Raw genomic sequence first — 21,834 nt, 5'->3', positions numbered from 1 at the left:
AATTCGCTGCTGTACTTAGTCATAAGAAAAGCCCCACAATCATCAGACTTATCGTCTAACAATTGTAGGGCACTTCAACACTCAAAATAGCGTTCATACCGTCTTTCTATCTGGCTATAGCGCCAATCGTAAACAGCGGCTGGCGCGAGCCCCAATATCTATACGCGTCAATCACCCTGAGTTCGAGTCCGCAAAAACAAAGAGCTTGCTAAATATGTAGTTCACAGCAACCACCAAAACCTGCGTGATCAGCTTTGCAATAAGCTCGTTGCCGTGCATGGCATCGATAATCAGCCACATTGTCAGCATATCAAGCCCATAAGAGAGAATGCGGACTAGCATAAACTTTAACAGCGTCCAAAGGGTTGAACGCGTACCGGAAGCGCCTGAGTGGAAAACCCACAGCTTATTCGTGAAAAAGGCAAAGATCACTGACACCAGCCACGAAAGGCTATTAGAGGTTGGCCATGGCAACTCGAGTAGCCGAAACGCGACACTAAAAATCAGCACGTTAACCAACGTTGTGAGGATACCGAAAAACAGGTAAGCCGTAACCTCCCACACCTTTCGACGCACAAGATAAGCACGGAACTGGCGATAGAATCTCATAGGCGAACCCCCATCATTTCCTTATCCAATCATGCCACAGGGACGGCCAGCCAGCTACCAAAGATTGACGCCACACTTGGCCCCCACCAGTCTTCTCTGCTATAATCATCCAGTTAGAATCAATGACGACACCACGAAGGGACGCATAATTAATGCCAACAGCAAGAATTGTCTATGCCAGCATGACGGGCAACGACGAAGAAATCGCCGGGATCGTCGCCGAAGAGCTGGAGAAATACGGCTACACCGTCGACACTACTGAAGTCAGTCAGGCCATGGCAGAAGATTTCCAGGACGCAGACATTTGCGTCACGGCGACCTACACTTACTCTGACGGCGACGAGGGCGTGCTGCCGGACGAGGCCATGGACTTTTACGATGACCTGAAGGCGACTGACCTGACGGGGAAGGTCTTCGGCTGCTGCGGCAGCGGCGACCACTTCTACGATGATTTCGCCACCAGCGTTGACGACTTCGCCAAGGCCTTTAGCGAAACCGGCGCCACCAAGGGTGCAGAGAACGTGAAGATCGACTTGGCGCCTGAGGCAGACGACATCAAAGCCCTGGAGAAGTTCAGCGCCGATTTGGTGGCCAAAGCCCAAAGCCTCGACGCTTAACAACATATAACCGGGAAAGCCGACTGACTGAAGTCGGCTTTTATTTTAGCCAATTAGTTTGCGCTTGGCTCATCGTTGGGATTACAATAATCGTAATAAGGGGGCGCTTTCGATGAGCATTTATGACTATTCGGTAACGCTGGATAATGGTACCACCTACTCGCTGAGTAAGTACCGCGGCCAGCCCATGGTGATCGTCAACACGGCAACTAAGTGCGGGTTCGCACCGCAATTCGGCCAGCTTGAGGAGATCTACAAGCAGTATCAGAATCAGGGGCTGGTGATCCTGGGCTTTCCTTCCGATCAGTTCCACCAGGAGATCGGCGATGGTCAGGCTGCGGCTGCCGCATGCCGGACGACTTACGGCGTGACCTTTCCCATGCACGCGGTTGGACCGGTAAACGGTGAAGAGGCCCAGCCCCTGTTCGGCTATCTGACCGAGAAAGCGCCCGGTGCGCTTGGCACCAAGAAGATCAAGTGGAACTTCACTAAGTTCCTCGTTGACCGCGATGGCAATGTGGTGGCACGCTTCGCCCCAAAGACCACACCGGACAAGATGATCCCGGCAATTAAGCAGGTCCTATAACGCAGGAAGACCCATCACCGAAAGTGTGGCGATGGGTCTTCTTTTTTATTTGAAGATTTGATCTTGCCGCCTTGCCGCCAGCTCCTGCCGGTTGCGGCGGATCAAATCGTGGACCTTCCCCTTGCTGTCCTCGGGCCGCCCGCCGTAGTACTCGGCGATGATGGCGTTGACGACCACGCCGATCAGCCACAGCATGGCCATAAGATCCAGCCACAGCAGCAGCGCGATCACGGTCGACAGGGTGCCGTAGGTCGAGATCCGCGTGCCGAACCGGCGCATGTACCACGAGAAGATCTGCCCAAGCGCCAGCCAGCTGACCACGGTGAACGTGCCGCCTGGAATGATCGTCCAGAACTTGATGCGGGCGTTCGGGAGGAGGAAATCGATCACAAAAATCACCAGAAACAGCGCCGTCAGCGTCACTGGCCAGCGCCAGGTGTTGAAGGTGTCCAGCCACTGCGTCGAGAGGCGGAGCAGCGGCACCAGCCACTCTAGGAATTGGCGGCCGAAGGTGTACGCCACCATGACGCCGCCCAGCATCAGGATCATGAAGAAGATGATGACCATGGACAGCAGCCGCTGCACGAAATAATTCTGCCGCGGTTTGACGTCGTACGCCCGGTTGAACCCCGTCTTCAGGCCGTTGACCGCCAGCCCGGCCGTCCACAGCGTGACGAGCCCCGCGACGGACAGCACCGAGCCGGACGAGCTGGCGATCAGGTTGCGAATAATGGGATTGATGAAGTTCATGACCCCGGTGGGGATCACCTGGGTGAGGTAGCCCTGGATCTGAGAATAGCTGAAGCCGAAGACGGGCAGCAAGTTCCCCACCACGATGAAAATGGGAAACAGCGACAGCAGCGTGTAATAGGCCAACGCGGCAGACATGACGCCGATCTGGGCATCCATGATCCGGTCGTACATAAGCTTGATCGCCTCGCGCAGCTTGATCCCGCGCGACACCGCGATCGTGGCCAGTGGCACCTGACCGGAATGGATGGCCTGCTTTTGCGCTTCGGTGAGGCGCTTTTTTTGCTTGGCCTGCCGTTCAATGACCGCCTTGGGCCCGCTACTGCTCATCACTGCATTCCTCCCTTCCACCCGTTTGATCACTCCAATTATACCAAAGACGTCCCCTGCTTTGCTGAAAAACCTGGCCGGCGGGCCGCTCGCCATGAAAAAGCAGCAGCCCCGCTGGGCTGCTGCGATGGCGTCAGAGAGACGCGGTTTATTTAAGGTCGATCGCCGTTTGCAGCGCCTTCAGCGGGCTGGTGCTGGACACCACGTACACGGCATTGCCCTCCCGCCAGGTGACGGTGTTGTTGCGACTGTTGGTCGTGGTCGTGGAAACGCTGATGGCTCCATGTCCAGCCGGCACCGGCAGCATCTCCTGGCTCAGCAGCGTGGTGATCTGCTTGGCCAGTGGCAGCGGGTCTTCACCGTTAATCGTGGACGCCTGCAGAGAAAGTGACCAGCGGCCCTCTTCCCAAGTGAGGTAAGTCGACCCCGCGGCGCCTTCCTCAGTCGCCGTCAGATTATCCCCCACGTCGACTTTCGGCAGGCCGGCCTGCTGCGGCCGGTAGTTGATCTGCGCTTCCGCGGCAGCCGCAGAGCCATAAGTGGTCTTCTTGATCGCGATCGGCGCGACGAGGCCGTCCAGGCTGGCGTCGTTAAACGGCAGCTGACTGCCTTCGCTCAGGTAAAGCCCGTAATTGCTGCTGTCGCCAACGGCCTGCACATTCAGGTGCTTACCGGTAGCGGCGCTGTACACGCTTGGAAATTTTGCGCCGGGCACCTTGGCTTGGACCGCCTGCTTCATGGTCGTCAGCCGATCCGCAGGCGCCGCGCTGCTGGCTTCACTGCTGCTTTCGCTAGTGCTGGTCGCCTGGCTGGACGCAGTGGCCTTGCTGCTGGTCTTCGGCTTCGCCTTTTTTTGCACCTTACTGGAACTGGTCTTGCTGGTCGAGGAGTCGGTGCTGCCCTGATTTCCACACGCAGCGGTGCCCAGCACCAGCAGCGTTAGCGGTACGATCAAGATACTTTTCTTCATGATGACTCGCCTCCAAAGCGCTTCCTTTTACACCGTTATTATACCCGAAAGCATGACCCACTGCTGGATTTTGGGGCGGGCGTGACATATTCGTTAGGTCGCCGCTCACGAGCGGTAGTCACTGCGCGTGAGGGTGAGTAAGTTCGGCCCGGCCAGGATGAATTCGTACTGTGAGGCGGCTAAGAAGAACTGCTGAGTCGAAGCGACCGAGGCCCCGAAGTACGCCCCGTTTAAATAAAAGCGCGGCTGCATATGTAGCGCCAAACCGGGGCTGGCGTGGTACAGCAGCCGGTACAGCTGAGCCGCAAAACTCGCCTCGTGCATGGCGGGTGTTTGCCCGCCGCCAACGGTGGCCGGCGTCTGCCAGGCGTCAGAGAAGCTAAAGATCAATCCGATCACCACCGGGTCAGTGATCGTGATCACCGGCCGCGCTGCCGCCATGGCGTCAGCTAAGGCAACGAAAGTCTGAATCATGGCGTTTCACCCCTTTTTTTTGGTTTCGGGGACAGCGTAAGCACTTTCAGGCCTGGGGTCAAAGATTTCGACTTAGAAAGGACGCAAATAATCATCTGCGCCCAAAATAATGATCAAATTGCGAACTTTTCAATAAAGGCTGCGTAATCCGCGGTCACCTGATGCAGGTAATTTTTCGCCCAGTGCTGAATTGCCCGATCAAAATCCTTGTTCATGTACCCAGCCGCCACCGCGGCCATCGGGCTTTGGGCGTGGGCCATCGCCAGCAGGTAGCCGCAGACCCGGGCATAGGCTTGGTACTGCGGCCAAGAAAGTGTGGCGACGTCGATGGAGCCCTTCATGTCGCGGAACTGCCGCACGTAGAAGCTCTTGCCGTCGACGTTGAACCAGCCCAGAAACGGATCCGAGGCCTTCTGCAAGATCTGCGTGGAGGAAATGATGCGCTGGCCTTCGCTGATCTCCTGATCCAGATTGACCGCCAGCCGCTTTGGCAACAGGTCACGCCGCCGCGGCAGGGCCTCCTTCACCTGCAGCACCAGGTGGGAGCCGCCCAGGCCCGTCAGCAGGATCAGGTAACAACTCGTGCCAAAGCTGCCGATGCCGACAGAGTGGCGAATGATGTCGGTGATGTGGTACTGCCCCAGCAGCAGCGCCACGTCCGCGCGGGTGGTCTGCTGATACTGGAGGAAGCCGTGCATCAGCGCGATTTCCTGGCCCTGCTCCAGGTGGACAGAGCGCGGCGGGGCATCCTTGAAGCGCAGGTGGGTGCCATTTTGGACGGTGAACTTCTTGACCACCGATTCGTTATCGCGGTTGGCGGCCTTTCTGACGACCTCCCGGACAAACTCGGCGTCTGCCTCCTCTGGCAGCCCGGCAGCCATGCTGCCCACGGCGGTGCTGGCGTAGAAGCGTTCCAGCGCTCCGGTCTTGAACGCTTTTTTCAGCGTCTTGCGGTAGGTGCGGGCGACCGCTTGGACCAGGACGTCCACCGCCGTTTCGCCGAAGTGCTCCTGGCCGCCAAACAGGTAAATGGACGTCGCCAGGCGCTTCACGTCAAATTCAAACGAGTTCGGCGCCGCCTCATCGAAGTCGTTCAGGTCAAACAGCATGTTGCGCTCTGGTGAAGCGTAGAAGCCGAAGTTCTGCAGGTGCGCATCGCCGTCAGTCAGCACGCGCAGGTGCGACTGGGGCTCGTGGCTGAGATCGTACGCCATCAGCTCCGCGGTCCCGCGGAAAAAAGCGGCGGGATTGGCGGCCATCTTCTCGTGGCGCTGCGGCAGCAGTTCCTGGATCAGATTGGCTTCGATCGCTTCAATGAACATGACGGGATCGCGCTCGATCACCGGGCGCCGGCCAAGGGCCGTCAGCGGCACCGAATTACGGTGCGCCTTCCCCAGGTCATGCAACGCCAAAATATTGGTAATATTCGTCTGCCGCTGAAGCTTCTTGAGCTCCTCGATCATTTCTGCCCGCATCAACGCACCTGCTTTCTTTCTCCAAGTTAGCGCAAGGCGCCTGGGATGGCAAGGTCGACACCCCGCCGCACAGGCCCCGCGATGAGCCGGGCGGCAATGCTTGGAGCTAGGCCAGCCGGCGGGCTAAGTGCGTCGACCCTGCGCACCTTGCAAAAAAGAGCCGCACGGCGCGACTCTCAGTGATCTTTTTCATTTATTCCGCCCGTTTAAGCGCCGCGTGCAGATCCATCTTGACCGCATCCGGACCGAAGCGCTTGTTGACGATGAAATCGTGGACCACCGCCTGCAAGATGTCGATCATCTGCTCACGACTGATATCAATGAAGTTTGGCGCCATCAGATTGGCGATGCCGGTGGCCACGATCCACAGGCCCGAAATCGTGTTTCGCTTTTGTTCTTCGCTGATCGCCTCGGCAGGGGCGTAGCGTTCAAGGCGCTCAAAGGCGGTGTTGAAAGCAAACTCTCGCATCTCCTCGACGCCGAAGTGATCTTCAATGAAGACGGCGCGGTACAAGGCACGGTTGTCCAGCGCGAAGTTGATGTACGCCAAGCCCAGATCCACGATTGGATCAGTGGTGAAGCGGCGACTCATCTTGGTGCTCAAGGTGTCCTTAATTTCGTCCAGGACCGCCTGCTTGAGATCTGCCATGTTGGTGAATTCAAGGTAGATCGGCTGGGTCGAGCATCCCATCCGCCGAGCAATGTTACGCGCCGTGAAGTGCTTGAACCCCTCTTCAACCACCAAGGCGTACGCGGCGCTCAGAATCTGGTCGCGCGTAATTGTTTTTTTCCGTGCCATAATAGTTCCCCCTATTTGCCGGACACTTATATTCGTACTCGAATAAATTGACACATTAGCTTTACACTTACCCTGTTATTTTAACAGATAATGTTATAAAGAAAATCGCATTCTGTAATTTATTGGCGTAATTAATACCCCGCTGTTTGCCCCCTTGTCTTGACGGAATCAAGGTCAGCCAAGCGGTGAGCGGGTGACATTCATAATTTGTTATATTCTAATTTTAAGAAGGTTGTCATGACAATGGCCCGGTGGTCTTCACTCTGCTTCGACCGCCGGCGGTCGCCGAGGCTTGCCCCTGCGGCACTTGAGTCGCCATTCGGCAGCGGTTACAATTAGGGGAATCATTTAAGGAGGCAAACTGATGACATTACCTAATTTTCCGACGCTTCTAGCTAAATACGCAGCCCTGGCGGTCGATGTCGGCGTCGGCGTCAAGCCCGGCGACACCGTCTATTTGCAGATCAGCACCGACCAACTGCCACTGGCTCACCAAATTATCGAGACGGCCTATGCCCGCGGGGCGGCCGAGGTGGCGGTCTGGTGGCAGGACGACTTTGCCAAGCGCCAGGACATTTTGCACCTGGCCGACGACCGGCTGAACCGCCAGCCGCCGCAGGTCAAGGCGATGTTCACCGATTGGCTCAGCAAAGACGCCAAGCGGATCACCGTTCATTCCAGTGACCCGGACAATCTCGCTGGCGTCGATCCCGCGCGCGTGGCCGCCTACCAACAGGCGTTTCAGCAAAGTTACGCGCCGCTGAGTAACGCGATCTCCAGCAATGCGATCTCCTGGACGATCATCGGGGCCGCCTCTCCGCAGTGGGCCGCCAAGGTCTTCCCTGATGAGGCGCCAGCAGTCGCGACGGATAAGCTCTGGGACGCCATTTTCAAAACCGTCCGGATCTACGAACCAGATCCCGAGGCGGCGTGGGTCAGCCACGAGGCCAAACTGCGGGATAAAGCGGCCTGGCTGAATGCCGAGCAGTTCGACGCGCTCCACTACCAAGCGCCGGGCACCGACTTGACCGTCGGCCTGCCGGCACATCACGTTTGGAACGGCGGCAGCTCGACCAACCCGCGCGGCGAAGTGTTCACGGCCAACATGCCGACGGAGGAAGTCTTCACCGCGCCTGACAACCGCCGCATTGATGGCACCGTGGCCTCCACGAAGCCGCTGTCATACTCGGGCAGTATTTTGCAGGACATGCATTTCCGCTTTAAGGCCGGCCAGGTCGTTGCCGCCGAGGCCGGTCAGGGCAACGCGGTCCTGCAACACCTACTGGCGATCAACGGGGCGCGGTCCTTGGGTGAGATCTCCCTGGTCCCTGACCCGTCCCCGATCAGCCAGTCCGGGCTGATTTTCTACAGCACCCTATTTGACGAGAACGCATCGGACCACATGGCGCTGGGCATGGCGTACCCCTTCTCAATCGAAGGCGGCACGGCGCTGTCGCCGGCAGAACTCACGGCGCGCGGGCTGAACGTCGCGGACACGCACGTGGACTTCATGATGGGCTCGGCAAAGATGAACATCGACGGGATCAAAAAGGACGGCAGCATCAAGCCGATCTTCCGCAACGGGGACTGGGCGTAAGGCGGACGGTTCAAACCGCTTATTGTGATCAGCCGAGCAAACGAATTGCGTAAACCGGAGTCGAATCGGTAGTCAACGGTTGGCAAAGGCGTTATTCTGATTGCGGATGATGGGAGGGCGAGGAAGGAACAACCTCACCAGAAACACCCGGAAACTACCTGGCTTGTCCGACCCGCACGATGGGGTTGACCAGGCATGCTGAGCCTTCCGATCGGTTTGGCTAAGAAGACCATGTGCGTAGCATGGGGTCCTTTCAGGACGCATGGCAGGATACCTGTTACCATTCCTAACTGAATACAGCGAACCTTGGCGGCGACGTCATGGCGGTAGCAGTCCCGGGAAACCGGGAAATACAAATCCCCCGGGGGCAACCCCGAGGGTCGGGACACCATTTCGCAAGGGATGGTGCCCTTTGTGTGCGTTCAGGAGACTGGCCGAAAAGGCCACTTTCCTGGAAGTTTCAGGAAAGCGGCCCGTTTGGCACACGATCATTCTCTGGCAATAAACTCTGAAGCGATCTTGATGCGGCCGGACTTGGCGCCAGTGGCCAAGTCCACCGCAGCCTGGCCCACCTGCTCCAAGTGGTGATCGATCGTCGACATCCCCATCAGCCGCCCGGTCAGCTGATTCTCCTGGCCCATCATCACTGGCGGTTCGAGGCCCTGAGCAAGGTAGGATTGCATGACCCCGGCGGCGATATCATCGCTATTCGTGAAGATGAAATCGGGCTTGAGCTTCGCCAAAAAGGTCCCGGCACGCTGGCCATCCTCGTTGCTCATTGAACCGACCCAAATCAGCTTGGGGTCAGGCGGCTGACCGAACACCGTCGTGTAGGCCGCCACGATCGCCCGGGCGGTCGCGGACAGGCGCGGCGCACGCGGGATCATCAGCGCCACGCGCTTGAACCCGCGCTGCTTGATCCAGGTGAACGCCGCTTCGTTGCTGGGCTGGCGGTCCGTGAACGCCGCGGCGATCTGCAACTGACCCGGATCCTCGCAAACCACGACCGGGCCAAACTCCTGGTAGGCGGCCAGCGCCTTGAGGGGCATCTCATGAGAGGTGAAAATGATGCCATCAAACGCCTGCCGCTTGAACTGTTCAAGAAACCGGCGCTCCAGCGTTGGCTTATAGCTGGATGGCAGCAGGCTGACCTGGTAGCCTTGCGCAAAGGCGGCCTGGGTGATGCTCTGAGTCAGGACCGTGTAGTAAGGATGCACGAACACCGGCAGCACGACCCCGATCTTCATGGTCTTGCCTCGACTCAAATCACGCGCGACGTCGTTCGGCGCATAATCCAACTCCCGGATGATACTTTCGATGCGCTGGCGCACGGCGTCGGAGACGTACTTTCGATGATTCAGCACGCGAGACACGGTCGCCACTGAGTAGCCGCTGAGGCGGGCAATATCGCGAATATTCGTCATAGTAACCTCCGCCCTCCAGTCTACCAGAAGCGGTTACAAAAAGTGGCATTATTCTGTCAGCAGTGAGTTAGCGAAGCGGACCGCGGCCTTCTCGTCGGTGGGAACGCCGTGCGCCAGCTTGTGCCGCAGCCGCTCGATCATCGCCTGCTTCGCGGCGGCCGGGCTGTCGTTCGGCATCGCCAAGACCACCAGCTGGTCTACTGGGTGGGCGGTGGCGCCAAAGCCCCAGGCCACCGGCGTCTTCAAGCTCACCAGCAGGCTCCGCGGCGCCTTCAACTCATCGCAAGACGCGTACAGGATCGCCGCCCTTTCGCCGGCAAACTGAGCCCCTTGCACCTCACTGGCCAAAATGCTGGCCCGCACTGCCGTGGGCGACAGCTTCAACGCCTTTGCCGCCTCCGTGGCCACCGTTTCAATCGCGCCCAGTTCCGATCCGTCGGCCAACTCAACATTTAACATTGCCGGTTTGCGAAATAATGTTCCAAACATCATCATGACCCCCTAAGAATGTCCTGCGCCTCGCCGCGGATCGAAACGCTTTTCTATCAACAAGGCAAGTGTACGGTGTGGGACCCGTTTCAGGTCAAGCGCTTTCGGCAAGAAATTTAACCGCAGGCTGACTGCCCGAGCCGCATCTTCACGGCCCGCGGCCTGCGCGGGGTGGGCAAGGACGCAAAAACGCCTCTGCGCTGCGATTCGGGAAGCAAATCGCTTTGCAGAGGCGCGCGTAGTTTAGGCGAAGCTCGCTGCCGCCCCCGCCGCAAGCGACCCGTAAATGTGGTTAGCGGGACGGTTACTCAGAGCGCAGCGCGATCGCGGCGTCTTTCTTGGCCGCCATGCGGGCAGGCACATGGCCGCCCAGCAGGGTCAGGACGGTCGAAATAACGACTAAGGTGATGGCGTGAACGGGATTGAGGACCGCGACGCCCACCAAGCCGGTGACGTTTGCGAGGACCGCGTTGATCGGGAAGGTCAGCGCCCAGGCAACGACGATCCCGAACAATCCGGCCCCGATACCGAGAATGAAGGTTTCCGCGTCAAACACGCGCGTGATGTCCTTCTTCCGGGCCCCCAAGGCCTTGAGCACCCCGATTTCCTTGGTGCGCTCAATGACCGAGGTGTAAGTCAAAATCGCGATCATGATCATCGAGGTCACCAGCGAAATGCCAGCGAAGGCGACCAGCACGTAGGTGATCGCATCCATCAGGCCACCAGTCATGTCGGACACGGTCCCGGCCAGATCCGTATAGATGACGCGATCCGCCTTCTTGTGATCCTTATTCCACCGATCCAGGTACTTCAGCACCTTATCCTTCAGCTTAAAAGTCGTCGGGTAGATCTGAACCGACACCGGCTTGCTGCTGCCGCCCAGCGCGGTCAAAGTCGCCGTGCGGGTGGCGCCGTCCATCTGCTGGCCGGACATCACATTCCGCTGGCTGGCCTTTTGCGCCTGAACGATGGCGGAATCCTGGTTCGCCTCAAGGACCTGCTTGGTCAGCGCCGAACTGTAAGCGATGCCGGACGCCAGCAGGCCATCTGAGTTCTTAGACTTCACCCGGATGATGCCCCGAATGGTCAAGGTCTTCGTTGCCGGGGCGGTCGCCGCACTCGTCAGCGTCTGGTTGGGGATAAACGTCCCTGTTGGCAGTTTGGTGTAGTAGTCGTTGTTGGCGACCAGCTTAATCGTCGTCCCGATCAGGTCCTTGTAGCTGAACTTCTGGCCTTCCTTGACCGTGATCCCGAGGTTCTTCAGGGCGTTGATGTTGACCGTGTTTTTCTTGTCAACGACCAGCACGACGTCGGTGGCCTTGGTCGGGTAGCGGCCGGCCAAGACCTTGTAGTAGGTCTCAAGGAAGGTCTTGCCCGACTTGGTGCGCCGCTCCGGGTAAACCACCCCGCCCACGCCGGTCGAAGCCGCCATCATGGACCGGTAATCTGCGCCGCCGCTGGCGGGATTAGCCGTGGAGAAGCTGACTGCCTGATACTTACCGTTGACCTGGCGGATCAGATTCATCCCCGTCCCGTACGACACCGCGATGTTGCGCGCGTCGGCGGTCGGCATCTTGTCTAGGTAAGCCAAGTACGCCGGCGTCAGTTTGTTGGTGTGCTGAGCCTTATCGGCGGCGCTGGTCGCTGCCGTGATCCGGCTGGCCTTGGAGAAGGTCTTGGTCTCGGTTCCGGTCATCAGGGAGTTCGTGTCTGTCCCGGTCTGGGAGATCGTCACGGGCATGGAGGCCATGGCCTCGCTTTGCGTCTTATCGATCTGCTTTTGAAAACCGTTGGACAGGGCCAAAACAACGGCGATGCCGATGATCCCGATGCTGGACGCAAACACCGTGAGGAACGTGCGCCCTTTTTTGGTGCGGATGTTGGTCCAGGACAGCTTCAAGGCGGTGAGGTAACTCATCTTGGTCCGCTTCAGCGCAAAGGGCTGCGCCTTTGCCGCCTCCACGTGCGGGTGCGAGTCGTGCTTGATCTTCCCGTCGGCAAAGTTGATCACGCGGTCCGCGTACTTCTTGGCCAGATCCGGGTTATGCGTGACCATGATGACCAGCCGCTCGCGCGAAAGCTCCTGGATCAGCTGCATGATCTCCTCGGAGGTCTCAGAGTCCAGCGCCCCGGTCGGTTCGTCTGCCAGCAAGATCTCGGGATCGTTCGCGATCGCCCGGGCAATGGCGACACGCTGCATCTGACCACCAGAAAGCTGGCCAGGCTGCTTGTGCATGTGCTCCTTGAGCCCAACTCGGATCAAGGCGTCTTCGGCGCGTTTGCGCTTCTCAGCGGCGGGCACGCCTGATAAGGTCATCCCCATCTCGACGTTCTCGATGATCGACAGGTGTGAGATCAGATTGTAGGACTGAAAAATAAAGCCGATGGAATTGTTGCGGTAGGCATCCCAGTCAGCGTCCTTAAAGTCCTTGGTCGACCGGCCCTTGATCAGCAGGTCGCCGGAGTCGTAGCGGTCCAGGCCGCCAATGATGTTAAGCATCGTGGTCTTGCCTGAGCCACTGGGCCCGAGGATCGCGACAAACTCCTGCTTGCGAAAGGCGACGGACACGTCGTCTTGCGCCTTGGTCAGGGTGTCGCCCACGTGGTAATACTTCTTGATGTGTTTGAGTTCGAGCACGAAATAGCCTCCGTTTAGTCGATTTTCCCCTAGCATACCCTCTTGCGGCAGCCAGTAAAACCAGTATTTTTGAGTTGTCATAATCAAGTGTCCTCTTGATTATGCCACACTCACACTGGCCTAGTCGTCGGGCGCGCGACGGAGAATTGGCGGGCACGAGAAAAGAGCCGTGCAAGCCGTTGCACGACTCTCTCCTTGTTCGATGAACGCTTTAGACTGGCTGCATCTCGCGGTCGTCGTCTTTCAGCGAATCAGACTTTTTTTCATCAACTTTACTTTGCTTGGCCTTTTCGGCTTGGATCTCTTCGTCTGTGAGCATGTCCTTGACCGTCATTTTCACAGCCGTTACGTCCATGCCCGTCATGTCCTTCACGTTCTTCACGATCGCGTCGGTCACCTGGTCGAAGATCTTCGGGGCCGCTTCGCCGTAGCGCATCGTTGCGTCCAAGTTGACGGTGACCTTTTGGTGATCATCAACGTCTACGGACACACCGGCCTTCGGGTCATCGCCCTTGCGCAGAAAGTCGGTCATGTCATGGAACATGCCGCCTTCTAGCCGCAGCAAACCATCAATGTCCGCCGCAGTCGTGCCGGCAATTTTTTGGATCACGGCATCATCGAAGCGCAGTTCCTTTTTCAGTTCCGGTGCATCGGTGTCACTGCCGAGATCCTTGTGCAAATCATCAGTTAGTGGCGCGGTGTCATGGTCATTGTGGTGGGTCGTCAGGTCATTAGTGAAATCGTCGTGACTCATCTTGGCCTCCTTTGCCACAGGCTGGGAAACCAGCCTGCAATACTACACTGAAACAGTTGGCGAACTAGTTACTGGCGCTTCTGCCACTCACTGCGCGTCAGCACATCCGCCACGTGCAAGTTGAGTTCAACAAGCTGCAGTCCGGTCATGCGCATCACGGCATCCGTAACCGTCTGGATCAACCGCTCGTGGATCTCCTTGGCGTTGGCGTCGTATTCGAGCAGTGCCGTCATATCAATGGCGACTTGGTGCTCGCCGACTTCCGCCTTAATGCCCTTAGTGATCTTCTCATCGCGGCCCAAGGACTCCGCCATCTTGTCGACGACGTTGCCGTCCATCGCCAAGATCCCGGGAATGTTCTGGGCGCAGATCCCGGCAATTTTTTCCAGCACATATGGTTCAAACGTGAGCTTGGAGCTTTCGATCAGGGTGGCGGCACCTGGATCGGTCATCGTCTGCATTGGCAACTTACCTCACCTCCCGCCTGCGGTTAACGGCCCCGGTGCGAAAAACGTCCATCAAGAGCGCACGCTGCGGCCAGAGGTAGCGTTGCACTGCCCAGCCGGCCGCCGCTGCGAGGACGACGAACAACATCGCCAAAAACCCGAACCGCAACCAGGCGAGGGCAAGGCCCGCGCCGATCAGTGCGCCAAACATACTTTTAGGCATGGCGCCTCCTTTCTCGCTACAGCACCCGGGCAGTTTTGCCCGAGGCGGCAGCGCCAGGGTGAAGGTGAACCTTGATTTGCTTGACCGGCACGCCGAGCATCTGCTCAAGCTTGTCGTGGGCAGTTTGCTTGATGGCTTCAGCTTGGGCCTTCAGATCGGTTGGCTCCAGGCTGTAGGCATCGATCTCCGCCTTCTTGACCGCGCTTTTGTGCATCGTCGCCGCGACGGCCACCCCTTTGACTGGATGGGTGGCGGCGACGCTTTTCGCGACCGCGTTTTCGACTGCCTGTTTGGAAACGGACAAGTCTCCCCGATCATTTGCGAGCACCAAATTTGTGGTGGTCGACCGGGTCAACACAGCAGCTAGCAGCATGATCAGAAAAGCTAAACCCACGAACGCCGCCAGGCCGAAAAGTACCCAGTGCAGCGGCTGCCAGTAGAGCAGCAGCCAGGCCCGCACCGCGGTCACCGGCCAGGTCAGCGCCATGACGGCCAAGCTTTGCACGATGCCGACGACGGCCACCAGGCCCAGCAGGGCTTTGGTGATTGGTCGCATCGTCATTCCTCCTTTGGCGGGAGTTGAAAGGCCAAAGCCCGTCAACTCACCGCGATGCGTCAGGGACGTTAAGCGCGGTCACGCTTTTTGCCCATGGTGCCAATCAACAGAGAAACAACAAACACGACGATGATGGCGCCGACAATTGCCGGAATGATTGCCATTCCCGCAACGTTCGGCCCCCAGCCGCCGAGCAGGCTACTGCCCACCCAAGCACCAACTAAACCGCCAATAATGTTGCCGATCCAGCCGCCTGGCATATCGCGGCCGACGATCATTGAGCCGATCGCACCGATCACGGCCCCAATGATCAGGACCCAAATAAGGTGTAACATTCTTACCACTCCCTTCAGTGGATTGTCGAGGCAGAAAGTCAGCCAATCATCATTGGCTGCCCTTGAGCGTAGGAAACAATCGAGCGCCAGCGCGCTTACCTAGGATGCACGCTGGCAAAACACTGGAAAAAGTTTCCAGTTCCTCGGGGATTACCCGGCAGGACTTCCCTGCCTAATATAAGCGTAACGAAATGAAGGAGGGCTTGGCAATAAATATGCTTTTGGCACAAATAAATCCCGTGATATTTAAAAAGCGGCGAGTCGCCTCACCGCCACAACAGATGACTGAGCCAGTTCACGGCCAAGGCGACTGCCGCCAGTAACCCGCAAATCATTGCCAGCAGGAGGTTGCCTTCACGCCACCAGAGCAAGGCCGCCGGCGCCAGCCATTGCAGCAGCAGCGCCGCGACCAGCAGGACCAGCGCAAACACAGGCAGCCCGCGCCACATTGTGTGGAGGTCCGCCGCCGACAGACTAGCGCCCAGACTCAGCAGCAGCGCGCTGACCAGCCAGCCCAAGGCCCAGGGCCAAGTGGGCAGCATCGTTTGCCAGCCCACCAGGGCCAACGGCAGGCCGGGCCAAAAGGCGTGCTTACCCAGCGTGAGCGTGATCACTCCCACCACCCAAAGCGGTGCCCCACCGGCGAAAAACAACCCTAACCGCTGCCAAAGTGAATGCTTATCGAAGCGAAACGTGACGTGGCCGGCTGACCGGCGATCAGCGCTTGGGTGAACCGAGAACTCTTGGATCTGCAGGCCAAACAGCCGGCCGACAAGGGCATGAGCGGTTTCGTGGACCCACAGTCCCGGCTTCATGAGCCAAAGCTCGGCGTTCGTTTTGCCCGTTTGATTGACAATGTGCTGCACCGTGCGGCCGTTGAGCCACGACAAGCCGAGGGCCGCCACGACCATGATGCCGAGGGTCGCCCCCACCGTTTCCAGATAGATCACCAAGGCTGCCTCCCTGCCGCTGATATCATGTTCTCTATTCTAACATGACACCGCGCCGCATCCACGCCGGAAGCAACCGCCCCCAGTTGACCAAACCCGGTTGACAGCATTTCCGGTTTAGCGCAAAATTAGAGTATTCGCGCTCTTAGCTCAGCAGGATAGAGCAACCGCCTCCTAAGCGGAAGATCATCGGTTCGATTCCGATAGAGCGCATCTCAGCTAAATTATGCAACCAAACAGGGCCAGAAATCGGATCTCGATTTCTGGCCCTGTTTGTCGTTCCTGCCACCCAGCATTACTGGCGGCGCCGCGGCTTCCAGCCGATCAGCAGTCCAACCAGCGAAAGCAGCGATAAGCTTGCGACCGTCAGTCCTGTGGCCGCACGATTACCCGTTTGGGGCAGCCGCTTAGCCGGCGCGGGCTGCTTGGACCCGGGCGCGGCTTTTACTGCCAGACTCTGCGGCGTATTCGGCTTCGCCTTTCCGACCAAGCTGGCAAAGCCTGAGGAGCCACCCGTGATCCCGCTTAGGCTTGATTCCCTTTGTTCTGAGACCGCGGGATCACCCTCATCGACCACCGCAATGTCGATTGTCCTAAGCGTATCGCTCGGGGCAGGTTGCGAATCAGCTTGAAGCGTGGAAATAGGCGGCAAATTTGGCGTCTCCGCCCCATTCGGCACGACGTCAGGAACCGTTCCCGGTCCTGGCTCAAGACCGGGAACACGATTTGGTTCTCCTGGCTGCTCACCAACTGCTGGCACTGGCGTTTGTTCTGTCCTCAAGTAAATCAGAGTAACCTGAATCGGCGCTTTGCCAAAATGCCCTATCAGGGGGGCAGAATTTGCGCCAATCCCGCTGAACGTGTATCCAGGCATTTGAACACCAATTGCATACCCTTGACCAACCATGCCTGCTTTGATCAAATCCGGGCGAATCATTTGTCCATACTGGTCGATAAAATGAATAGTTAACACACCGCCAGGGATTGGCTCGGCAACTTGGCCAACACGGCCGTATCTCAGGGTAACTGTCTGCCCTGGCACCTTGAACTGGCCCGCAAGTGGCGCCGACCCATCGGCTAATCCAAGGGGCGCATAGCCGGCGATTTGATCTGGGGTGACTGAATAGGCGTTCCCCACGTAACCGGTCTTAATCACTGGATTCTGGATCTGATAGCCTGCCTCGTCAACATATCGGATGGTCAAACTACTCTGAACGTTCTCGGCTGGCGTTCTCCCAGTCTTGTCGTAGACCATCGTCAGGATCTGATCCTTCGTGATAAAGCTTCCACGCAACGCCGCAGAGCCCGCTGCCAACCGAAGATAAACATAGCCGTCTATTCCCAGCGGCGCCACAGCATACGAGTTGCCCACAAAACCTGTCTTGGTCACCGGATTCTGGATCTCGGCACCAGTATTGTCGACATAGCGGACAGTTAGCTTACCTTGTGTACCCTCTTCTGGAATTTGCCCCACCTTGTCATAAACAAACGTCACGGTCTGATTTTCTTTATTAAAGGTCCCAGACGAAGCAGATGATCCTTCTCCAAGGCGGAGGTAAGCATAGCCATCAATCTTAGCAGGGACCACCGCGAATGAATTTCCCACGTAACCTGTCTTGGTCATCGGGTCATGAATCCCAGCGCCAGTATTGTCGACGTAGCGGACAGTCAACTTACTCTGTGCACTCTCATCTGGAGTTTGCCCCACCTTATCGTAGATCATGGTCACGACTTGATTAGCTTTCAGAAAGTTACCCGTCAAACTGGCAGAATCTTCCGCCACGCGAAGATACGCATAACCGTCCAGTTTATCCGGTGTCACTGCATAGGAGTTGCCAACGTAACCTCCCCTAACCACAGGGCCGTGGATCTCATTACCTAAATTATCGAGGTAGCGGATGCTCAACTTACTCTGTGCAGTTTCATCAGGAGTTTGACCTATCTTGTCATATACAAACGTCACGGTCTGATTATCATTTTTAAATTTTCCTAACGAAGCGGATGATCCTTCTCCAAGACGGAGGTAAGCATAGCCGTCAATTTTTGCTGGGACCACCGCGAATGAATTTCCCACGAACCCCGTCTTGGTCACCGGGTCATGAAGCTCGGCGCCAGTATTGTCGACGTAGCGGACGGTCAGCTTACTCTGCGCACCCTCATCCGGAGTCTGACCCATCTTGTCGTAGACCATGGTCACGACTTGATCAGTTTTCGCAAAGTTGCCTGTCAGGCTTGCAGAATTATCTGCCACACGAAGATAGGCGTAACTGTCCAGCTTATCTGGTACCACTGTATAGGAGTTGCCAACGTAACCTGTTTTAGTCACCGGAGCATGAATCTGGGCACCAGTGTTATCGACGTAGCGTATCGTCAGACTACTTTTCTGTGTGCCATCATCTACCGTCTGGCCCACTTTATCGTAGACCATGGTCACGACTTGATCAGTTTTCATAAAAGTACCCGTCAAACCAGCCGAATCATCCGTCACGCGAAGGTAGGCGTAACTGTCCAGCTTATCTGGTACCACTGTATAGGAGTTGCCAACATAACCTGTCTTGGTCACCGGGTCATGAATCTCGGCGCCAGTGTTATCGACGTAGCGTATCGTCAGACTACTTTTCTGTGTGCCATCTTCAACCGTCTGACCCGCCTTATCGTAGACCATGGTCACGACTTGATCAGCTTTAGCAAAACTACCCGTCAAACCAGCCGAATCATCCGCCACGCGAAGATAGGCGTAACCGTCCAGTTTATCCGGTACCACTGCATAGGAGTTGCCAACATAACCTGTCTTGGTCACCGGGGCATGAATCTCGGCCCCAGTGTTATCGACGTAGCGGATCGTCAGACTACTTTTCTGTGTGCCATCATTTACCGTCTGGCCCACCTTATCGTAGACCATGGTCACGACTTGATCAGTTTTCCCAAAAGTACCCGTCAGACCGGCAGAATCTCCCGTCACACGAAGAAAGGTGTAACCGTCCAGTTTATCCGGTGTCACTGCATAGGAGTTGCCAACATAACCTGTCTTGGTCACCGGGTCTTGAATCTCGGCGCCAGTGTTATCGACGTAGCGGACGGTCAGCTTACTCTGCACACCCTCATCCGGAGTCTGACCCATATTGTCGTAGACCATGGTTACGACTTGATCAGTTTTCGCAAAACTACCCGTCAAACCAGCCGAATCATCCGCCACGCGAAGATAGGCGTAACCGTCCAGTTTATCCGGCACCACTTCATAGGAGTTGCCAACATAACCTGTCTTGGTCACCGGGTCTTGAATCTCGGCGCCAGTGTTATCGACGTAGCGGATCGTCAGACTACTTTTCTGTGTGCCATCATTTACCGTCTGGCCCACCTTATCGTAGACCATGGTCACGACTTGATCAGTTTTCCCAAAAGTACCCGTCAGACCGGCAGAATCTCCCGTCACACGAAGAAAGGTGTAACCGTCCAGTTTATCCGGTGTCACTGCATAGGAGTTGCCAACATAACCTGTCTTGGTCACCGGGTCTTGAATCTCGGCGCCAGTGTTATCGACGTAGCGGACGGTCAGCTTACTCTGCACACCCTCATCCGGAGTTTGACCCACCTTGTCATAGACTATGGTCACGACTTGATCAGCTTTAGCAAAACTACCCGTCAAACCAGCCGAATCATCCGCCACGCGAAGATAGGCGTAACCATCCAGTTTATCCGGTACCACTGCATAGAAGTTGCCAACATAACCTGTCTTGGTCATCGGGTCTTGAATCTCGGCGCCAGTGTTATCGACGTAGCGGACGGTCAGCTTACTCTGGACACCCTCATCCGGAGTCTGACCCACCTTGTCATAGACCATGGTCACGACTTGATCAGTTTTCGCAAAAGTACCCGTCAGACCGGCAGAGTCCTCCCCCACGCGAAGAAAGGCGTAACCGTCCAGTTTATCCGGTACCACTTCATAGGAGTTGCCAACATAACCTGTCTTGGTCACCGGGTCTTGAATCTCGGCGCCAGTATTATCGACGTAGCGGACAGTTAACTTACTCGGTGTCGCCTCGTCAGCAGGCTGCCCTTTGCGTCCGTAGACAAGGGTAATGGTCTGTTCTTGGTCAGTCAGTTTCCCGCTTAACGCAGCCGATCCGTCTGTCACCCGCAAAAAATCGTATCCCTCAGGTGGGGTGGTCGTAATCGCGTAGGGATCATCGATATTACCTGGGAAGACTTTTGGCGGTTGAATTTGGGTGCCAGTGTCATCCACGTAATTGACCGTTAACGGTGCAGCCGGTTTGACCTCTGGCTCGTAGACATAGGTTACGTACTGGGGATCAGCCGTCAGCGTACCCGTGGCGGCTGCCGATCCCTCCTTCAGCTGCGGATTCTTGTAGCCACTGATTGCAGGAGCATCAGTTTCATATTGGTCGCCCACTAATCCGGTCTTACTGGTTGAAGGATAAATTTCCCGGCCTGCGCCGTCAACATAGCTGACGTTCAAGCCCCCTGCCTTTTGCGCATAATCCAGCTTGACCACATTGGCTGCTTTATCGGTACCAACTGTGAAAAATTGCGGATTTCTGAGCTGATAGCCAGCCACTTCGGGGACCGCATAGGCCTTAGTAATCGGTTGACCGTCAGGAGCGCTGCTCGGTGCGGTCGTCCCGGCCGGATAGAAGGCCACAATATTCCCCGCGATTCCCAAGACGTTGTCCTGACTCGGACCGGCAGTGCCAGCCGGCAGGCCAGTGGACGTGATCTTCAAACTTGTCACCGCCGGGGCAAAGCTATACTTGGTGATGTTCGCCTGATACGCGGCCTGTGAAGCCGCCGTCGACGCAGAGATGCCCATGGTATAGCCCTTGTCACTCCAATCTGCGGGCACGCTGAATGTCCAAGTCTTGATCACTGCATCGGCACTGTCGACGACGTTGGTGACCAGCTGGCGGGTTTGGGCATCATAGCTCATTTTAAAAGTATAGGCAATCGTCCCGTTAGTCTGTCTTGGCACTGCCACCCCGGTCTGGATTGGTACCTCATTTGGGGTGTATGCATCCCCGTTGGACTGGTATACCAGCCAGCTGTTCTGAGGATAACTTGCCGTCCCCGCGGGAAAACTCTTCACTTCACCCTGAGCGTTGGTGGACACGTTATAGCTGATGATTTGATCTTGGGACACATTTCCCGCCAAGCCTAAGTCTCCGCCCGTTTTTGCTTCGGCGATCGCATCAGCTGCACTGACTGGCTCGAAAAATAGCGCGGTGCCGTCACCGCCGACCCAGCCGGCATCTCCCATGTTGGCTTTCCACGTTATCGTCATGGTTGTGTCAAGGGCAAAATCGCTGGTGAAATCAATCTGCTTTTTGGCAAGCAAAAGCACCGTGCCGGCGTCGTAGTTCCATTTGTTGTCAACCTGTCGCGATTCGTAACCAGTCGTTAGTTGGACCTGCCGTCCGTTTAGTGGTTTCTGGGTGCCAGCCCGGTCCACCGCGGTGAAGTACGCCGCCATGTTATCATCCTTGACCTCAACGGCATCGCCGTCGGTCAGATCAGGGTCGACAGAATAATGTCCGTTGGCGTCTTTGTCCGTCACAATTGGCCCCAGCGCCTCTGCCTGAACCACCTGCGTCAAAGGAATCCCTGGGAATACCGGCACAGCCACACTAAGCACACCCAAGCTCAGCAAGGCGACAGCAAGCCACATTTTGCCGCTCTTATACAGTTTTACGCGATGCTTAACCTCTCTGATCAACTTATCCATGATCAATCCTCCCTACCCGAAAATTTATTGGCTCCATCCGAAATTATTTTACCCTATAGACATAATAATTTTCAA

The 21,834-nt window shown here is 56.9% G+C and carries 19 protein-coding genes and 1 tRNA gene; 4 read left to right on the top strand and 16 right to left on the bottom strand.

What is annotated here, in order from left to right:
- Positions 1 to 171 precede the first annotated feature (171 nt).
- Complete coding sequence (locus EKM85_RS10070) at positions 172 to 609, bottom strand: GtrA family protein (RefSeq protein WP_125586526.1); 438 nt, start codon at positions 607 to 609, stop codon at positions 172 to 174.
- A 152-nt stretch (positions 610 to 761) separates the two neighbouring features.
- On the opposite strand from EKM85_RS10070, the gene EKM85_RS10065 reads away from it, so the two are divergent.
- Together EKM85_RS10065 and EKM85_RS10060 are read left to right on the top strand one after the other, a co-directional pair.
- Complete coding sequence (locus tag EKM85_RS10065) at positions 762 to 1,226, top strand: flavodoxin (RefSeq protein WP_125586524.1); 465 nt, start codon at positions 762 to 764, stop codon at positions 1,224 to 1,226.
- A gap of 112 nt (positions 1,227 to 1,338) precedes the next feature.
- Positions 1,339 to 1,812: a glutathione peroxidase gene (locus EKM85_RS10060; RefSeq protein ID WP_125586522.1), complete on the top strand. Its 474-nt coding sequence runs from the start codon at positions 1,339 to 1,341 to the stop codon at positions 1,810 to 1,812.
- A 45-nt stretch (positions 1,813 to 1,857) separates the two neighbouring features.
- On the opposite strand, the gene EKM85_RS10055 is transcribed toward EKM85_RS10060, so the two are convergent.
- The 5 genes from EKM85_RS10055 to EKM85_RS10035 form a co-directional block, all read right to left on the bottom strand.
- On the bottom strand, positions 1,858 to 2,865 hold the full coding sequence (locus tag EKM85_RS10055; protein WP_191987301.1) for a YihY/virulence factor BrkB family protein: 1,008 nt from the start codon (positions 2,863 to 2,865) through the stop codon (positions 1,858 to 1,860).
- A 175-nt stretch (positions 2,866 to 3,040) separates the two neighbouring features.
- Entirely contained in the window at positions 3,041 to 3,862 is an 822-nt protein-coding gene (locus EKM85_RS10050; RefSeq protein ID WP_125586518.1) for a hypothetical protein, read from the bottom strand.
- A gap of 105 nt (positions 3,863 to 3,967) precedes the next feature.
- Positions 3,968 to 4,336: a hypothetical protein gene (locus EKM85_RS10045; protein WP_125586516.1), complete on the bottom strand. Its 369-nt coding sequence runs from the start codon at positions 4,334 to 4,336 to the stop codon at positions 3,968 to 3,970.
- Between the two features lie 113 nt (positions 4,337 to 4,449).
- Positions 4,450 to 5,811 carry a DUF2252 domain-containing protein gene (locus EKM85_RS10040; RefSeq protein ID WP_125586514.1) on the bottom strand — a complete coding sequence of 454 codons (1,362 nt, stop codon included), beginning with the start codon at positions 5,809 to 5,811 and terminating at the stop codon, positions 4,450 to 4,452.
- Between the two features lie 193 nt (positions 5,812 to 6,004).
- Positions 6,005 to 6,610 (bottom strand): TetR/AcrR family transcriptional regulator, encoded by a 606-nt coding sequence (locus tag EKM85_RS10035; protein WP_125586512.1) that lies wholly within the window; start codon positions 6,608 to 6,610, stop codon positions 6,005 to 6,007.
- A gap of 364 nt (positions 6,611 to 6,974) precedes the next feature.
- On the opposite strand from EKM85_RS10035, the gene EKM85_RS10030 reads away from it, so the two are divergent.
- On the top strand, positions 6,975 to 8,207 hold the full coding sequence (locus EKM85_RS10030) for an aminopeptidase (RefSeq protein WP_125586510.1): 1,233 nt from the start codon (positions 6,975 to 6,977) through the stop codon (positions 8,205 to 8,207).
- A gap of 488 nt (positions 8,208 to 8,695) precedes the next feature.
- Here EKM85_RS10030 and EKM85_RS10025 read toward each other — a convergent pair whose 3' ends face one another.
- The 9 genes from EKM85_RS10025 to EKM85_RS09985 all read right to left on the bottom strand — a co-directional run bounded on the left by EKM85_RS10025 (position 8,696) and on the right by EKM85_RS09985 (position 16,022).
- Complete coding sequence (locus EKM85_RS10025; protein ID WP_125586508.1) at positions 8,696 to 9,631, bottom strand: LacI family DNA-binding transcriptional regulator; 936 nt, start codon at positions 9,629 to 9,631, stop codon at positions 8,696 to 8,698.
- A 48-nt stretch (positions 9,632 to 9,679) separates the two neighbouring features.
- The gene (locus EKM85_RS10020; RefSeq protein WP_164510745.1) at positions 9,680 to 10,120 is read right to left on the bottom strand and encodes a PTS sugar transporter subunit IIA; all 441 of its coding nucleotides are present in this window, start codon (positions 10,118 to 10,120) and stop codon (positions 9,680 to 9,682) included.
- Positions 10,121 to 10,424: 304 nt separating this feature from the next.
- Positions 10,425 to 12,758: an ABC transporter ATP-binding protein/permease gene (locus EKM85_RS10015; protein WP_125586503.1), complete on the bottom strand. Its 2,334-nt coding sequence runs from the start codon at positions 12,756 to 12,758 to the stop codon at positions 10,425 to 10,427.
- A 211-nt stretch (positions 12,759 to 12,969) separates the two neighbouring features.
- Entirely contained in the window at positions 12,970 to 13,512 is a 543-nt protein-coding gene (locus EKM85_RS10010) for an Asp23/Gls24 family envelope stress response protein (protein WP_125586501.1), read from the bottom strand.
- Positions 13,513 to 13,580: 68 nt separating this feature from the next.
- Complete coding sequence (locus EKM85_RS10005; RefSeq protein ID WP_125586530.1) at positions 13,581 to 13,973, bottom strand: Asp23/Gls24 family envelope stress response protein; 393 nt, start codon at positions 13,971 to 13,973, stop codon at positions 13,581 to 13,583.
- A 7-nt stretch (positions 13,974 to 13,980) separates the two neighbouring features.
- Entirely contained in the window at positions 13,981 to 14,181 is a 201-nt protein-coding gene (locus tag EKM85_RS10000; RefSeq protein WP_125586499.1) for a hypothetical protein, read from the bottom strand.
- Between the two features lie 16 nt (positions 14,182 to 14,197).
- Complete coding sequence (gene amaP / locus EKM85_RS09995) at positions 14,198 to 14,737, bottom strand: alkaline shock response membrane anchor protein AmaP (protein ID WP_164510744.1); 540 nt, start codon at positions 14,735 to 14,737, stop codon at positions 14,198 to 14,200.
- A 68-nt stretch (positions 14,738 to 14,805) separates the two neighbouring features.
- Complete coding sequence (locus tag EKM85_RS09990; protein ID WP_125586495.1) at positions 14,806 to 15,072, bottom strand: GlsB/YeaQ/YmgE family stress response membrane protein; 267 nt, start codon at positions 15,070 to 15,072, stop codon at positions 14,806 to 14,808.
- Positions 15,073 to 15,338: 266 nt separating this feature from the next.
- A complete protein-coding gene (locus EKM85_RS09985) occupies positions 15,339 to 16,022 on the bottom strand; it encodes a hypothetical protein (RefSeq protein WP_125586493.1) in 684 nt (227 codons plus the stop codon).
- 139 nt (positions 16,023 to 16,161) lie between these two features.
- Between EKM85_RS09985 and EKM85_RS09980 the strand changes: the two genes are divergently transcribed.
- Positions 16,162 to 16,235: transfer RNA gene (locus EKM85_RS09980), tRNA-Arg, on the top strand.
- 82 nt (positions 16,236 to 16,317) lie between these two features.
- Here the strand turns inward: EKM85_RS09980 and EKM85_RS09975 are convergent.
- Positions 16,318 to 21,759, bottom strand: coding sequence for a MucBP domain-containing protein (locus tag EKM85_RS09975; protein WP_125586491.1), 5,442 nt, complete (start codon positions 21,757 to 21,759; stop codon positions 16,318 to 16,320).
- Positions 21,760 to 21,834: the final 75 nt, after the last annotated feature.

The sequence above is a fragment of the Lacticaseibacillus jixianensis genome, assembly GCF_003946485.1.
Classification (GTDB): domain Bacteria; phylum Bacillota; class Bacilli; order Lactobacillales; family Lactobacillaceae; genus Lacticaseibacillus; species Lacticaseibacillus jixianensis.
The sequence above is the reverse complement of the archived record's forward strand: the minus strand, read 5'-3'. Positions and strand labels throughout refer to the sequence as shown.

What these genes read in the sequence shown, in the direction of transcription:
- EKM85_RS10070 (WP_125586526.1), bottom strand. Translation starts at nt 609, where the DNA reads ATGAGATTCTATCGCCAGTTCCGTGCTTATCTTGTGCGTCGAAAGGTG.
- EKM85_RS10065 (WP_125586524.1), top strand. Translation starts at nt 762, where the DNA reads ATGCCAACAGCAAGAATTGTCTATGCCAGCATGACGGGCAACGACGAA.
- EKM85_RS10060 (WP_125586522.1), top strand. Translation starts at nt 1,339, where the DNA reads ATGAGCATTTATGACTATTCGGTAACGCTGGATAATGGTACCACCTAC.
- EKM85_RS10050 (WP_125586518.1), bottom strand. Translation starts at nt 3,862, where the DNA reads ATGAAGAAAAGTATCTTGATCGTACCGCTAACGCTGCTGGTGCTGGGC.
- EKM85_RS10045 (WP_125586516.1), bottom strand. Translation starts at nt 4,336, where the DNA reads ATGATTCAGACTTTCGTTGCCTTAGCTGACGCCATGGCGGCAGCGCGG.
- EKM85_RS10040 (WP_125586514.1), bottom strand. Translation starts at nt 5,811, where the DNA reads ATGCGGGCAGAAATGATCGAGGAGCTCAAGAAGCTTCAGCGGCAGACG.
- EKM85_RS10035 (WP_125586512.1), bottom strand. Translation starts at nt 6,610, where the DNA reads ATGGCACGGAAAAAAACAATTACGCGCGACCAGATTCTGAGCGCCGCG.
- EKM85_RS10030 (WP_125586510.1), top strand. Translation starts at nt 6,975, where the DNA reads ATGACATTACCTAATTTTCCGACGCTTCTAGCTAAATACGCAGCCCTG.
- EKM85_RS10025 (WP_125586508.1), bottom strand. Translation starts at nt 9,631, where the DNA reads ATGACGAATATTCGCGATATTGCCCGCCTCAGCGGCTACTCAGTGGCG.
- EKM85_RS10020 (WP_164510745.1), bottom strand. Translation starts at nt 10,120, where the DNA reads ATGTTTGGAACATTATTTCGCAAACCGGCAATGTTAAATGTTGAGTTG.
- EKM85_RS10010 (WP_125586501.1), bottom strand. Translation starts at nt 13,512, where the DNA reads ATGAGTCACGACGATTTCACTAATGACCTGACGACCCACCACAATGAC.
- EKM85_RS10005 (WP_125586530.1), bottom strand. Translation starts at nt 13,973, where the DNA reads ATGCAGACGATGACCGATCCAGGTGCCGCCACCCTGATCGAAAGCTCC.
- EKM85_RS10000 (WP_125586499.1), bottom strand. Translation starts at nt 14,181, where the DNA reads ATGCCTAAAAGTATGTTTGGCGCACTGATCGGCGCGGGCCTTGCCCTC.
- amaP (WP_164510744.1), bottom strand. Translation starts at nt 14,737, where the DNA reads ATGCGACCAATCACCAAAGCCCTGCTGGGCCTGGTGGCCGTCGTCGGC.
- EKM85_RS09990 (WP_125586495.1), bottom strand. Translation starts at nt 15,072, where the DNA reads ATGTTACACCTTATTTGGGTCCTGATCATTGGGGCCGTGATCGGTGCG.
- EKM85_RS09975 (WP_125586491.1), bottom strand. Translation starts at nt 21,759, where the DNA reads ATGGATAAGTTGATCAGAGAGGTTAAGCATCGCGTAAAACTGTATAAG.